Annotated in this window: 14 protein-coding genes and 1 tRNA gene; 8 read left to right on the top strand and 7 right to left on the bottom strand. The window is 47.2% G+C overall.

Annotation, left to right across the window (positions count from 1 at the left end; translation table 11 throughout):
• Positions 1 to 3: 3 nt before the first annotated feature.
• The 8 genes from whiA to EIM92_RS03745 all read left to right on the top strand — a co-directional run bounded on the left by whiA (position 4) and on the right by EIM92_RS03745 (position 7,437).
• Entirely contained in the window at positions 4 to 942 is a 939-nt protein-coding gene (gene whiA, locus EIM92_RS03780) for a DNA-binding protein WhiA (RefSeq protein ID WP_125081552.1), read from the top strand.
• A 101-nt stretch (positions 943 to 1,043) separates the two neighbouring features.
• Positions 1,044 to 1,313: an HPr family phosphocarrier protein gene (locus EIM92_RS03775; RefSeq protein ID WP_019640181.1), complete on the top strand. Its 270-nt coding sequence runs from the start codon at positions 1,044 to 1,046 to the stop codon at positions 1,311 to 1,313.
• Between the two features lie 173 nt (positions 1,314 to 1,486).
• Positions 1,487 to 2,242, top strand: coding sequence for an SIMPL domain-containing protein (locus tag EIM92_RS03770; protein ID WP_125081551.1), 756 nt, complete (start codon positions 1,487 to 1,489; stop codon positions 2,240 to 2,242).
• A gap of 267 nt (positions 2,243 to 2,509) precedes the next feature.
• Positions 2,510 to 3,478: an ABC transporter ATP-binding protein gene (locus EIM92_RS03765; protein WP_125081550.1), complete on the top strand. Its 969-nt coding sequence runs from the start codon at positions 2,510 to 2,512 to the stop codon at positions 3,476 to 3,478.
• Positions 3,475 to 4,323, top strand: coding sequence for an ABC transporter permease (locus tag EIM92_RS03760; protein WP_125081549.1), 849 nt, complete (start codon positions 3,475 to 3,477; stop codon positions 4,321 to 4,323). Before EIM92_RS03765 ends, EIM92_RS03760 begins: the two co-directional genes overlap by 4 nt.
• The gene (locus EIM92_RS03755; protein WP_125081548.1) at positions 4,323 to 5,129 is read left to right on the top strand and encodes an ABC transporter permease; all 807 of its coding nucleotides are present in this window, start codon (positions 4,323 to 4,325) and stop codon (positions 5,127 to 5,129) included. Before EIM92_RS03760 ends, EIM92_RS03755 begins: the two co-directional genes overlap by 1 nt.
• Before the next feature lie 321 nt (positions 5,130 to 5,450).
• Complete coding sequence (locus tag EIM92_RS03750) at positions 5,451 to 6,488, top strand: ABC transporter substrate-binding protein (protein WP_211344453.1); 1,038 nt, start codon at positions 5,451 to 5,453, stop codon at positions 6,486 to 6,488.
• Positions 6,489 to 6,639: 151 nt separating this feature from the next.
• Positions 6,640 to 7,437: a DUF3298 and DUF4163 domain-containing protein gene (locus EIM92_RS03745; protein ID WP_125081546.1), complete on the top strand. Its 798-nt coding sequence runs from the start codon at positions 6,640 to 6,642 to the stop codon at positions 7,435 to 7,437.
• A gap of 417 nt (positions 7,438 to 7,854) precedes the next feature.
• Here EIM92_RS03745 and EIM92_RS03740 read toward each other — a convergent pair whose 3' ends face one another.
• The 7 genes from EIM92_RS03740 to EIM92_RS03710 form a co-directional block, all read right to left on the bottom strand.
• Positions 7,855 to 8,589, bottom strand: coding sequence for a DsbA family oxidoreductase (locus EIM92_RS03740; RefSeq protein ID WP_125081545.1), 735 nt, complete (start codon positions 8,587 to 8,589; stop codon positions 7,855 to 7,857).
• 61 nt (positions 8,590 to 8,650) lie between these two features.
• The gene (gene ade / locus EIM92_RS03735; RefSeq protein ID WP_125081544.1) at positions 8,651 to 10,450 is read right to left on the bottom strand and encodes an adenine deaminase; all 1,800 of its coding nucleotides are present in this window, start codon (positions 10,448 to 10,450) and stop codon (positions 8,651 to 8,653) included.
• 92 nt (positions 10,451 to 10,542) lie between these two features.
• Entirely contained in the window at positions 10,543 to 11,139 is a 597-nt protein-coding gene (clpP, locus tag EIM92_RS03730; protein ID WP_125081543.1) for an ATP-dependent Clp endopeptidase proteolytic subunit ClpP, read from the bottom strand.
• Between the two features lie 317 nt (positions 11,140 to 11,456).
• A tRNA-Arg gene (locus tag EIM92_RS03725) sits at positions 11,457 to 11,531 on the bottom strand.
• Between the two features lie 174 nt (positions 11,532 to 11,705).
• Positions 11,706 to 13,034 carry an ABC transporter substrate-binding protein gene (locus EIM92_RS03720; protein WP_125081542.1) on the bottom strand — a complete coding sequence of 443 codons (1,329 nt, stop codon included), beginning with the start codon at positions 13,032 to 13,034 and terminating at the stop codon, positions 11,706 to 11,708.
• Between the two features lie 220 nt (positions 13,035 to 13,254).
• The gene (locus EIM92_RS03715; protein WP_164515032.1) at positions 13,255 to 13,809 is read right to left on the bottom strand and encodes a type 2 periplasmic-binding domain-containing protein; all 555 of its coding nucleotides are present in this window, start codon (positions 13,807 to 13,809) and stop codon (positions 13,255 to 13,257) included.
• The gene (locus tag EIM92_RS03710) at positions 13,758 to 14,453 is read right to left on the bottom strand and encodes an ABC transporter substrate-binding protein (RefSeq protein ID WP_164515031.1); all 696 of its coding nucleotides are present in this window, start codon (positions 14,451 to 14,453) and stop codon (positions 13,758 to 13,760) included. Before EIM92_RS03710 ends, EIM92_RS03715 begins: the two co-directional genes overlap by 52 nt.
• Between the last annotated feature and the right edge of the window lie 139 nt (positions 14,454 to 14,592).

The raw sequence follows: 14,592 nt of genomic DNA, 5'->3' as shown, positions 1-14,592 counted from the left end.
GTCTTGTCGTTTGCGGCGCAAACCAAAAAGGAACTAACGATGGTCGAGGCCGAGTCCTGTTGTGAGCAGGCCGAGCTGTCCGCGCTAATTCGGATGAACGGCTCGGTGCAGGTTTCGAACAAAAAGGTTGTTCTGGACATCTCCACGGAAAACGCCGCGATTGCAAGGCGAATTTATTCTTTATTGAAGAAGCACTTTCAGGTTCATACCGAACTGCTTGTACGCAAGAAAATGCGGCTAAAGAAAAATAACGTTTATATCGTTCGAATTCCGACCAGGGTTCAGGAGATACTAAAGACGTTGAACATCGTTTCTGAAGGTTTTATTTTTACGCAGGGGATTAATCCGGACTTGACCCGGGAAAATTGCTGTAAGCGGGCTTATTTACGCGGGGCATTCATGGCGGGTGGCTCGGTAAATAATCCAGAGGGCTCTTCGTACCATCTTGAGATTTCCTCTATGTATGAAGAGCATTGCAAAGCCTTGGTGGAGCTCGCCAATGAATTCCACCTGAACGCACGATGCATTGAGCGCAAGAAGGGCTTTATTTTTTACATTAAGGAAGGCGAGAAAATCATCGAACTGCTGAATATTATCGGCGCGCACCAAGCATTATTCAAATTTGAGGACGTACGTATCATGCGCGATATGCGCAATTCCGTTAACCGGATTGTGAACTGCGAAACTGCGAACCTGAATAAGACAATTGGCGCGGCCGTTAGGCAGATCGAGAATATCAGACTACTTCAGAAAGAAGTAGGACTTGAGAACCTCCCGGAGAAGCTGAGAGAGGTTGCCGAAGTACGTTTGGCTCATCCCGATATGAACCTGAAAGAGGTTGGAGAGCTGTTAAAAGGCAAGGTCAGCAAGTCAGGCGTAAATCACCGACTCCGGAAAATTGACGAGCTGGCAGAAAAAATTCGCGGGGGTACAAGTGTATAACTAGTCTGTTATAGTTGGAATATGATATAATGATATAAATTTACCATGATCACATAGTTCTACAATATGCTGATTGAATTCGTAATAGGGGGTAAGGTTTCATGATCAAACACCCGGTAACTGTTCGATTGAAAACGGGTCTACACGCTCGGCCGGCAGCGCTTTTCGTTCAGGAAGCGAATAAATACTCATCTGAAATATTTGTTGAGAAAGACGATAAAAAAGTAAATGCTAAAAGTATCATGGGTATTATGAGCCTTGCCATTAGCACCGGAACGGAAATTTACATCAGTGCAGATGGCGCCGATGCGGAGCAAGCCGCAAACGCTTTAATTAATCTCGTTAGCAAAGAGGAACTGGAGAACCAATAATAGTGGCTGCCAGTGTTCAAGAGAGGGACGATTTCGTGACTAAATCACGAAGTTGTCCCTTTTTATTGGGAATTTACCCGAAGATTATTGTAAAGGAATTGATGTCAGCTGCAACATTTGTCCGGAAGCTGCCGTTTAGTAGTTAAACTCACCCATAATGGAGGTCATTTCTGATGAAAAAATGGTTCAAGCCAGTTGGAGCAGTACTGATTGCAGGAGTGTTAATTTCCGGAGGCTCTTTTATTAGCGGGGGATTGGAATTACCGCAGCCTGTATATGCTGACAACGAGGTACAGCGCAATGTAATTAACGTTACAGGCAGCGGGGAGATTCAGGTTAAGCCGGACGTTGCATACATCTCTGTAGGGATAGAGACGCAAGCGGATACGGCGAAGGAAGCGCAAAGCCAAAATGCCGCTAAGATGGCTAAGGTAAGCACGCTGCTGAAGGATACGTGGAAGTTGGATGCGAAGGATATGAAGACAGGGCAATTCTCGGTTCAACCGAATTATACGTATTCGGAAAAAGAAGGCCAGAAGGTGAAGGGGTATACCGTTTACCATACTTTGTCGATTACTTATCGCGATTTGGATAAGGTGGGCCAACTGCTTGATGAGCTTACAAAGGCCGGAGCAAACCGAATCGATAATATTCGCTTCTCCACCGAGAATCCGGATCAATATCAGGAGCAGGTGATTCAAAAGGCCATGGCAAATGCGGACATGAAGGCCGCAGCGATTGCCAAGGCGGCCAAGCGTCAGGTTGGCCTGGTGCTGAGCGTGACCCAAGGCAGTGGTAATGATTACTCACCTTATATGAACATGAGCTTCGCTGTAGCGGAGAAGACTACCATGGATCGGGCAACCTCTATTGAGCCCGGGGAAATTACCGTAAAGACAACACTTTCCGTGATGTATGAAATGAAATAAACCGCTGTTTTTCGTCAATAAATAGAAGGGTCTAATGCATTATAACTAGTGTTGAGATGCCAAGCCAAGCATGTTGTTGCTCCTAGAGCCTGGCAATCTTCACAAAACCTCCTTTAGTTCTACCTAATGGCCTAGAAAAAGTGTTGTAACTGAGAAGAAAACAAGGTATAGTGAATATGCAAAAAAATGAATCGACTAACCTGTTAAAAGCCATACCAATGGATATGGCTTTTTTTTCTTAGTAGACCTGAAGGAGTTGGTGCATACATGATTGAACTGTCCGAGGTTGAGAAAAGCTTTGCGGGACAAGTCGTTGTGCATCCGCTATCGCTCACCATACAGGAAGGGGAGTTCTTAACCCTGCTGGGCCCGAGCGGCTGCGGCAAGACGACGATATTACGCATGATCGCCGGGTTCGAGCAACCGACGAGCGGAAAGATATTGCTGGATGGAACGGATTTGACGCATTTGCCTCCGAACCGCCGGGATTTGAATTTAGTGTTTCAGCACTATGCGCTATTTCCGCACATGACCGTTGAGGATAATATTGCGTTTGGCTTGAAAATGAAGAAAATGCCGTCTAAGGAGCTGCGGCAGCGCGTAGAAGAAGCGGTTACGATGACCCAGTTAACTCCGCTGATTAAGCGTTATCCGCATCAGCTGTCCGGTGGGCAACAGCAGCGCGTGGCTATCGCCAGAGCGATTGCAAACAAGCCGAAGGTGCTACTGCTCGATGAGCCGCTGGGTGCTCTTGATTTGCAGCTTCGGAAGAATTTGCAATCCGAGCTGAAGCAATTACAGCGGAATCTGGGCATTACGTTTGTTTATGTAACCCACGATCAGGAGGAAGCGATGATGCTGTCCGACCGGATCGTGATCATGAATAATGGGCAAGTAGAACAAATAGGCACGCCTCGCGAAATTTACGCGACACCAACCACTCTGTTCTCCGCCACCTTCGTAGGAGAGAATAACATTTTCTCCAGCGATGGGCGGTTATTTGCTGTGCGTCCAGAGAAATTAGTGGCGAACAGGCAGGTTGAAGGCTCCAAACGCAGCGGAGAGGTTATGGACGTGCTGTATCTTGGCAGCATTCATAAGCTGATTGTTCAGTTAGACAACGAGCCGATGACCGTGTCAATCGTACTTGATGTTACAGATGATCGTTCATGGAATATTGGCGAAAAGGTTGGGGTGGACTGGAATACGGAGGATGAGGTGGTTATCGGGCCATGAGGAAGTCAAGCCTGTCCGTATTGCCGGTACTGCTGTGGCTGGGTGCTTTTCTAGTCATTCCGATGCTGATCGTCGTCGGTATGTCGTTCATGGGTCGAGATGCGACAGGCGGAGTTGTAGCCGGGTTCAGTCTGTCCTCTTATGCTCGTTTTTTCGATCCACTCTATTTGGGGATTTATTGGGATACGATCGTGCTGTCTGTGTTAACGACGGTAATCTGTCTTTTGCTTAGCTACCCCCTGGCTTATTATATCGCGAACTCGGGTCCGAAGAAGCAGACATGGGGACTTATTCTTGTGACGATTCCGTTCTGGATCAATTTCCTCATCCGCACCTACGCATGGGTTCTGCTGCTTCGGACCCAAGGAATCGTCAACAACCTGCTGGTCGATATCGGCTTAATCCAGGAGCCGCTCCAGATGCTATATACACGAGGAGCTGTCTTGCTTGGGATGGTTTATACGTTTATTCCTTTTATGGTGCTGCCTATCTATGTTGCGCTGGAGCAAATGGATAAAAAGCTGTTAGAGGCGGCTAGCGACCTCGGGGCATCATCATGGAAGGCATTTTGGCATATTACGCTGCCGCAGACGAAGTCGGGAATAATGACAGGCTCCGTGCTGGTCTATGTCTCTACGACGGGGATGTTTGTCGTAACAGACATTCTGGGCGGGGCGAAATCAGCGATGATCAGCAATGTCATTCAAGCGCAATTTTCAGGTGCGCGGGACTGGCCGTTTGGCTCGGCGATGTCAATCATCTTCGTGATCACATCTTTAATTATGATCGCCTTGTTTAACAAAGCGATGACTTCCAGACACTTAAAAGTGAAGGAGGGCCGCTGATGAAGACTAAGACGCATCCGCTGCTCGGATTCCATTCGCTACTGATGATGCTGTTTATTTACGTACCGATCGCTTTTATTATTGCCTATTCGTTTAATAGCTCAAGACTAGCCGCGGATTGGAGTGGCTTCACGCTGGATTGGTACGTCTCGTTATTCAAAAATCGGCGGGTTATCGAGGCGCTAAGCAACAGCTTGATCGTTGCCGGTGTATCAACTGTAGTGTCCACAATGCTGGGGACGATGGCGGCCTTGTCGATGAGAACACTGAACCGCAAGATGCGGGCCGGAATGGGCGGATTGCTCTACTTGCCGATTATTATTCCGGATATTATTATGGGTCTATCCCTGCTTGTCCTGTTTACTCAATTTCATATTCCAATGGGCAAGCTTACGATTATTTTAGCGCATATTACCTTTAGTATGTCTTATGTGTATGTGGTAGTCAGCACGCGGCTGGCAGGTATGGGCAAGCAATTAGAGGAAGCCGCAAATGATCTGGGGGCTAGTGCATGGCAGACGTTCCGTTATGTCACGTTTCCGCAAATTATGCCGGGTGTCGTGGCCGGGGCGCTTATCGCTTTTACACTATCTTTGGATGATTTTATGGTAAGCTTCTTTGTTAGCGGGCCAAGCTCGACAACGCTGCCGATTTATATTTATGGGCAAGTGAAACGAGGTATTTCCCCGGAAATTAATGCGCTTTGTACGATTTTGATCGTGGTGAGCGTGACGTTGATTTTGCTTGCGCAATACATTTTGAATCGTGGCAAGGGGCAAAAGAAACAATCTGTCCTCCCATTCTAATGAGAGATAGATATAGTGTTTTGAAAAACGCACATCGAAAAGCTAAGCCTCGGTGTTTTTTTAAACATGATTAAAGTAAATAAGAATAACTAAAGAATGGGATGCAGACAAGGAAGAAAAATGATTCTGAATAAAGCTACATGGATAGCATAGGCTTGTGATCACCTTTGTGATCGGATTTCGCATCATCTGAATTTATATAATTCAAGAAATTCGGGAACAACAGTGGTCGTAGGAACATTTCATGTACTTGCCCTGCATCCAATTCAATACATCAGCTTACATAGGTGATTAAAGAGAGGAGACTAAGATTTGAAAAAAATGAAATGGGCCGGCGTGCTGCTGGCGAGTATATGGGTACTATCCCTGCTGTCCGGATGTGGAGCATCTGGAAAGCAGACGCTGCATATATACAGCTGGGCTGATAACTTTGACGCGGAAGTATTGGCTGATTTTGAGAAGCAAAATGATGTGAAAATTGTGTATGACGTCTTTGCTAACAATGAGGATCTGCTGGCAAAGATCAAAACGGGCGGCAGCGGCTACGACCTGATCCAGCCCTCCGACTATATGGTAGACACCATGATAAAGGAGGACTTGCTCGCACCGCTGAATATGGAGAATATCCCGAATTTTGAGAACATCGATCCGGCATTCAAAGATCCGGTTTTTGACCCGGGCAACAAATACTCCATCGTCTACATGACGGGTGTGACGGGAATTGCATACAACAAGAAATACATTAAGGACGAAATTGATAGCTGGGAAGATCTATGGAATCCAGCGTATAAAGGTAAGGTGCTTCTGCTCGATGATAATCGAGAAGTGATTGGAATGGCACTGAAAAAAGCCGGTAAATCGAATAGCTCCACGGATGAAGCAGAAATTACCGCTGCGGTAGATGATTTGAAGCAGCTGCTGCCGAGCGTGCTTGCTTTTGATACCGATAATATTAAGAATAAGATGATTCAGGAAGAAGGCTGGATCGGCACTGTTTGGTCGGGTGACGCATCTGTGATCGCCAAGGATAATCCAGATGTGGCATACGTGGTGCCTAAAGAGGGCGGCACGATTTGGTCTGACAACTACGCGATTCCGAAGGACGCAAAAAATAAAGAGCTGGCGGAGAAGTTCATCAACTATATGTTGGAACCAGAAGTTAGCGCGAAAAATTATGAATCAATCGGCTATAGCGATCCGAACATCAAAGCGAAGGAATTCCACAGTGAGGAATACAATGCCGATACAATGATTAATCTCTCTGCGGACGAGCTGTCCCGTACTGAATGGCTCGGTGATGTTCAGGATAAGCTGCAGCTGTATGACCATTTCTGGACGGAGCTGAAGAGCGGTCGCTAGTATGAGGACAATTTAATTATGATCCCTGTTTGTTAAGCATGAACAGCGAGGCGTATTAGCGCTTCGCTGTTTTTTTCATTTTGCTCCTTAAGCATGATTTAACCAGAAGAGGGACATAATTCGACTATCCTAGAAAAGAGGTGAAATAAAGATGTTTATGTCGAAGAAGAGGCGAATCGGGCTAAGCTTGTTAACGCTTATGCTGTTATCGGCGGGGACCCTGTTTGAGGGCAATATCCGTGAAGCCGTGGCATCTGAGAGAGAGTCACATGTGAGCTGGGCCCAATTTGCAGCAAATGCCCCAAGAACCGCAGCAGCCTCGGAGGCAGGGGTTAAAGTCGAGACGCGAACGCTAACGAAGTCTTTACCGGGGGCTTCGATTAAAGCCGAGTATCCGCAAATTAGCGGTTTGAAGAGTAAGTCCGTCCAACGGAAGCTCAACTCGTTTTTTAAAGCTCGGGCAGAAGCGTTTGTGAAGAAATCCGTCCAAGAAATGAAACAAACCGGGCCTTCTCCGAGCGGCCATGAATATGAGTTTCTAAGCAATTACTTTGTCACGTATAACAAAAATGGTATCCTCAGTCTCTATGAGCAAACCTACGCTTACACGGGGGGAGCGCATGGGAATAGCTACCGGGAGGGATTAACCTTCCGTCTAGAGGATGGCAAGCTGCTTACGCTTGACGAATTGCTGCGGGCAAATCCAAATTACCGCCAAATCGTTGACCCGGCGATTGCACAACAACTTCAGCAAACACAGGGGTATTTCGGTAATTTTAAGACGATTGGTCCGAATCCATCGTATTATGTGAAAGACGAGGGAGTAGTTATCTTCTTCCCGCTCTATGAGTATTTGCCTTATGTGAACGGATTTCCAGAATTCTATTTCCCTTTCTCACAGCTGCTTCCAGCGGGTACGGATCCGTTTGATTTTACAAGACAACCGTAGTTTGTCACGAGGCCTTCCGAGGATCATCGATCATGCGGAAGGCCTTTTTTTGTTGAATAAACCTCGATTGCACCACATATAACAAATAATAAACTGATTTGTTATCTATAATTACCATATGTTATGCAAATATAAAATAAAGTATTGATATTTTGTTATGTAAACATGTGACTGTGTTAGCTGCATTGATTATAACACCCCGGAATAACGAACTAGGATTAATTCCTTGATGTATAAGGGCTTGGGGATGGGTGAAATATTTCGTGGAGAGCGTGGAGCGAAGCGGTATTGTTGGATGATTTCGTATTATCTTGGTTCTTGTTGGTATTACTCGTTAATCTTATATGATGTGAGAAAACTCCCCTCATAGCAGCGGATGGTATTCATTGATCAGCTGACTATAAGGGGAACGGAGTATTAGACGGAACAGGAGTCGTCTGAGCAGGATGGATCTGAATTAGACCCGGCCCCCGAGTTGCCGCCGGCTTCGCCAGTAATGACTTGCAGAGGCTGCTGCTGCTCTTCCTGCCATACCTGCTGCAGCACCTCTAGGAACGTCTCGCTCGGTTGTGCGCCAGATACGGCATATTTATTATTGAATACGAAGAACGGTACTCCGGTGATCCCGAGCCGCGCGCCTTCCTGCAGCTCTTCGGTGACCGTGTGGTTTAAGGGGGCTTCTTCAAGAGTCTTGAGCGCATCGTGCTCGTTTAGGCCAATCTCAGCGGCTAACCGGGCTAGGGTCGGGAGATCTCCCAGATCGAGCCCTTCAGTGAAATAGGCCTTGAACAGCCGTTCGGCCATTTCGTTGGCTTTGCCATGCTGCTTGGCGAAGTGCGTCAGTTGATGCGCATCATGGGTATTCGTGGGAATGACACTGTCCATGTGGTATTCTAGTCCGACTTCCGCAGCCTGTAGGGTGACTTGGTCGTTCATTTGTTTGGCTCGCTCGTAAGGCATGCCATACTTCTCAGCCAGAACCGTATTCATATCTTTGCCGGTATTCTTCTGCGCGTCAGGAGCAAGCTCGAAGCTGCGGAAGCCGACCTCGACTTGGTCACGGTGGGGGAATTTCTCCAGCGCTGCTTCGAATTTACGCTTGCCAATATAACAGAATGGACATGCGAAGTCTGACCATATATCTATTTTCATGATGAACCTCCTTGGCATTCCTAGTTTTATAAAACCTCATTCTGAATGTACTCTACACGTTCTAATCTTCGCTGATTTCCACGGGAATCAGCTTGAATTCGGTCACATCGACCAGGCCGCGGTTCGAAATGCGGATGTCAGGAATGACGGGCAAAGCGATCAGCGAGAAGGTCATGAACGGCGCATTCAGCGGACAGCCGAGCTGCTTCCAGGCGGCAGCCAGCTGCTTCACTTCACGAGTCACGGTCTCCAACGGCTGATCTGACATCAGTCCTGCGATAACCATCGGTACCGATGCGAGGATTTGACCATCGCAGACGGCGATCATACCACCGCCAAGCTTAGCGAGCTCATTGGCTGCAATGGCCATATCGGCGGCATTCGTTCCCATGACGAGCAGATTATGGCTGTCATGAGCTACCGTAGAGGCAACAGCTCCTCTTTTCAAATGAAAGCCCTGAGCAAAGGCTAGAGAGATTTGCCCTGTCCCATGATGGCGCTCAATGCACGCTAGCTGCACGATATCCTGCTCTGGATCCGGTTGAATTATGCCCTCGATTACATGCAATGTAGCTGTGGCTTTGGCCGTGCGGGCACTGTTCTCTATAGCCTGAATCAAGCGTACTTTGGTGCTTGTGTTCTGGGTTTGGCTCGGTAGAAGAAAATCGCTAGCGGTCAGCGGTCTGGCTAAATGAATTGATTGTCGAATTTTCTCCGGATAGACGTAGTTTGGGAACTCCGCTAACAGCTTACCTTCATTATAAATCAGCTCTCCGTTCGTTATTACGGTAGAGGGCTCCATTTGATGTAAATCATCGATGAGCAGCAGGTCGGCGCATTTTCCTGGAGCGATTCCGCCGATATCTCCATCCAGTTTGAAGTATCGAGCTGTGTTAATCGTCCCCATTTGAATTGCAGTAACCGGATCAACGCCTTCCTCAATGGCTCGGCGAATGACATGATTGAGATGTCCTTTCTCGACAAGCGTCTCTGGGTAGACATCATCGGTAACGAGCATGATGTTATCGGTTCGTACCTGATCCTCAGTAACGACCTTGATGACCTCCTTGACGTCATGCCAGGCAGAGCCCTCGCGGATCATCAGATGCATGCCGAGTCTTAGCTTGGTCAGGCCTTGCTCCCGCGTGACAGTCTCATGGCAGGAGGTGACTCCCGCGGCGATATAGGCTTGAAGCTGCTGCTCGTCATCGCTAGGGAAATGACCGGTCACTGCCTTGCCAGCCTGCATCGTGGCCTTAATTTCTCCCGTCATTTTAGGCTCGCCATGTACGACTCCGGGAAAGTTCATCACTTCACCGAGACCAGCCACACCGTCCCAGGTCATGCCTTCAGCGATATCGGTAACCTGAAGCTCGGCGCCGGCATCCTCTAAGTCTGTCGTGGACGGAACGCAGGAAGGGAATGTTGTGTACACTTTAAGCGGCAAGCCACGCCCTTCCTCATGCATGAGGCGGACGCCTTCCGTTCCGAATACATTGGCAATTTCATGCGGGTCCATAAATATCGCGGTGGTCCCCTTGGCGAGAGCTGCCTTGGAAAATTCCGTTACGGACAGCATCGTGCTCTCTACGTGCATATGACCATCCAGCAGACCCGGAGAAATATATCGCCCAGCAGCATCGATGACTTGCGTGCTTGCACCAATCGTATGCGAGGCTTGGCCTACGTATGCAATTCGGCCATCCTTGATGGCTACATCCGTGTTCGCTATCAATTCGCCCGTGTATACATTAACTAATGTGCCATTAGTAATGACCAAATCGGCAGGCTCCATACCCATGGCTACCTGACCAAGGTTATAGCTGATGTCATATTGTTTGTTCGTCCGGTTATTGCTCATTTCATTGTCGCTCCTTTGTCCATAGCACCCTATTACAAGAAAGACTGTCCTCCAAGCTATTTTTGGAGGACAGTCTTGTATTTTAGTAGTAGTTACACTCCTTCAGGAGTTACTCTCTCAATGACTTTGTCTACAATGCCGTATTCCATAGCCTCGGCAGCGCTCATGAAGTAATCACGATCTGTGTCCTTCTCGATCCGCTCCAGCGGCTGCCCCGTACGTTCGGCTAGAATGTGATTTAATTTATCGCGCATTTTGAGAATGCGGCGAGCACGAATCTCGATGTCAGTGGCTTGTCCTTCAGCTCCACCAAGTGGCTGGTGAATCATGATTTCACTGTTAGGTAGCGCATAGCGTTTACCTTTAGTGCCGGCATTCAAGAGGAATGCACCCATGGAAGCAGCGAGGCCTACGCAAATCGTGGAGACATCTGATTTGATATATTGCATCGTATCGTAAATGGCCATACCTGCCGTAATCGATCCGCCGGGGCTGTTAATATACAAATGAATATCTTTGCCCGGGTCTTCTGCATCCAGGAACAGCATTTGAGCGATGATGGAGTTGGCAACGACGTCATTCACTCCGCTACCAAGGAAGATAATACGGTCTTTCAGCAGTCTGGAATAAATGTCGTATGCGCGTTCTCCGCGGTTGCTCTGTTCAACGACCATTGGAATATAACTCACCGATAAAACCTCCTTAGATTGGTTCAAGCTATTACGTGCGCTCCTTGCGTAAAGGTGGGGCCGATCGCGAAGTTAGCAGTATAGCTCCTATTGTAATATAAAAATTGGTATCGATTCAATCAATCTCATAATTGACGTAATCGAGAAATATTAACCTCATCATAAACAATTTCAAACAGAAAGTCAAAGATGGTCAAACTATAAAAAAACAAAAAGCACCTGAAGGTGCCTTTTGGAAAAGCTGAGATATTTTATGAACTAAAAGAGCCTTCGTTAGAAGGCTCTGTAGGTTTGTGTGTTCGAGGTGAAAATTGAGATGGCGCGCCCGCGAGGAATCGAACCTCGATCTCAGGCTCCGGAGGCCTACGTCATATCCATTGGACCACGGGCGCAAATTTAGCGTAACAAAAATGATTATATGGTATTGGACATTAAAATTCAAGTGGGAATTTTTAAACCGCGCCAATACGCATGTCGCCTATTCGGCTAGACGTCCTACATCGGCAGACAGACATCTAGCCAAAAGGTGCTACAGGGTTCGGGTTCACCGGGAGCGTGGCAGTGTGCTAATTCCCTTGCTGCTTCAATTTAAGCTCGGCAATGGCGGCATCGACCGCTTCTTGACCCCGCAGTTCCGTCTCTCTAAGCGCCTCCTCCAGCGTTAGTTCGTCAGCCAGTAGCCGATCTAAGACGGATTGTGCCGCAGATTGAAATGCATCCAGCACATTGGCGTCGACCTTGTCATATATGTCGATATAATCGGGGTTGGCCTGAAGCGAATAAAGGGGAGAGAGATCACGCTCGCCTACCGGGTGGACATATTCAGTTACGGCCGGCAAGCCGTAATTGGGCTGTTTTTGAGCCAGCAGACGGCTGTTAAGAGCATCGCCAGCAATGAATTTGACGAGTTCAAGCGCTTCTTCCGGATGCTCTGAAATTGAAGAGACGCCAAAAAAGTCAAAGATCTCATAAAAGTTGGAGGTATCTGGATTCAACGGGTCTATAGGCGCGCTAACCACTCCCCAGTCAAGCATTGTACCGCCTTCAAAATGGGAAAAGGGCTCGAAGTTATAAGCGAGAACATTGGAGCTCACAGTCATTGCCGCATCCTCTGTCAAGAATGCCGGATGCTTCATTGAATCAAGCTCTTCTCCTAGGTCATAAACGACACCTGCACGGAAAGCCTGAACCGCGTTGGACCAGATCGATTTCCAGTGTTCGGTATTCATTGTCACTTTCATGGTATGGGGATCGAAATAAGACAAGTTCTCAGTCTCCCCGGCTTTAAGGATATAGTTCATCGTCACGTTCTTGTAATAATTCATTTGGATGCCGTACAAGCGGTTGCCTTCTTTATCTTCAGCAGGAAATCGCTGCGCCAGAGCAAATACATCGCTCCAGCTCATTCCGTCGTACGGATAAGTGATGTTATATTCATCAAACAGCTTCTTGTTGAAATATAGCGCTTCGCTATGAAAAGTAGGAGCTAGCGCATAGTAGCGGCCGTCCTCGGAAGCTGAGCTAAGTAGTGCGGTAACGATTGGCGAGAGATCTCCTTCGTTCGTTGATGGATTTAATAGGGGCGGAGGGATCTGTCGAAGCTTACCTTGTTCTATTGCTGCTTTGTATTGATCCATTCCGTTTATATAGATTACATCAGCCTCTGTATCGAAGCTGCCAGCGTCCGTTCCGGGTTCATCCTGGATGACCTGGATTTCAAAATGGGGGTGCGATTTCTGAAAAGCAAAGCCGAACATTTTATAGAACTGTTGTGCTGACGGATAGCTGACTTTGATCGTAATCGGTTTAATCTGCTGGGGCTTCTGGCAGCCTGTAAGTGACGGAAAGACGATGATAAGAAGTAAGATCATGAGCAGTCCGCGTCTTATGGGCATATGTATGTTCCTCCTTGTAAGTGAAGAATAGGGCGGGATTGAGCCGCCCTATTTATTACCAGCTATCCGACGCATAATCCTGGGCGTATTTGCCTCCAGAGAATAAGTTCTTGATGCCGTATTTAAAGTGTAGGATCCATTGCTGGAGTGCGAGTCTGGATGCTTATATGTAAACGGAACAGGATTTGCCCCGATCAACCTAATTGCAGAGTGGATACAGTTATTGAATTTCTTTCTTCGCGATTTCAGCTAAAGCCTGTTCTGCGCTTGCATTACCGGTGATGGCCTGTTCTATCGCTTCATTTAGAAGCTCAAAAATGGTGCTTGGAACCGGGCTTGTACGATATGCGGGTCTAAGCTTGTAGAAGGCTTCTATATCTGAGGTGCTCTGCCCCATGGAAGTGTAAGCCGTGAGTGAAGAAAAGCCATAAACGGAACGATACGACCATTTGGCGGTTTGATCTGACATAAAGAAACGGATTAATTCCCAGGCTGCATCGCTTTCGGTCGAGCTGGCAGGGATCGCCCACATGCCGTCTAACACATAGTGGTGGCTTAAATCCGGCTCCGCTGGATGGGTTGGCATGGTTACCAGCTTCCATTCCAGATCCGAGCCTTGCTGCTCCAGCTGAATCAATTCTTCGTAAGTGATAATGCCCAGGGCATATTCGCCTGTTAAAAATAAATTGTCATTTAAATCATGAAGGGCAATGTTGCCTGTTCTTAGCGGCTCAAGAGTAAGCTCCAGCAAATCTGCCCATGAGGAGCTGTCCAAAGTGATTTTCTTCGTATCTTCATTGTAGGCTTGGAGGTTCTCGGTTGCCCTATGTTAATTAAAAAGTGGGCGTTCGATGGGTAAGAATGCGTCAGCCCTTTGGGGAATTGATGGGCTAAATCAATAATTTCTTCCCACGTCATTTGATCCTTGGGATATGGAACGCCATATTGGTCAAATAAACGAGAGTTGTATACAAGTGCCCGGCTATAGAAGGTTGGAGCCAGCCCGTACAGCTTGCCATCTCCATATTGCTTCATGAGCTCTACGGCGCTCGGTACGAAAGCATCCAGAGAGAAGGAGGTCTTTTGTATGTATAGATCAAGTTCCTGAAGCAATCCGTTATTTGCCAAAGATCGCAGATAAGCCGGCGGAAGGTAGATTAGGTCCACAGCGTTCTCTGCAGTCCATTCTTGTACGGATATCCTCTCCGTTATTAAGTCGCTTGTCGGTATTACATTGTAATTTAGTTTCGGATATTCAATCGACAGCAAGGATGAATATCTATTCTCAAACTGCTTCTCTGAGAAGTAGCCGATGTTTAGGGTGAGTTCGCTGTCGTTCAATTCGGAAGGGGAGGGCTGACCCGTACATCCGGTTATAAAAAACAGGCAATAATAAGAATATATGTTGTTCGAATACACAATGATTACACCACATTTCCCAAAATTGTAATTAGATGCCAATTTGAGCATACCCCCGTCTCTACTATTTGTAAATCATCAAACTAGATTGTCTAGCATGTTGCTGCCGGAATGGCGGGAAAAGTCATAAAAACGCCGT

This window comes from Paenibacillus lentus (assembly GCF_003931855.1).
GTDB classification, from domain to species: Bacteria; Bacillota; Bacilli; order Paenibacillales; family Paenibacillaceae; genus Fontibacillus; species Fontibacillus lentus.
Note: the sequence above shows the minus strand (reverse complement) of the source record. Positions and strands in the feature narration are given on the sequence as shown.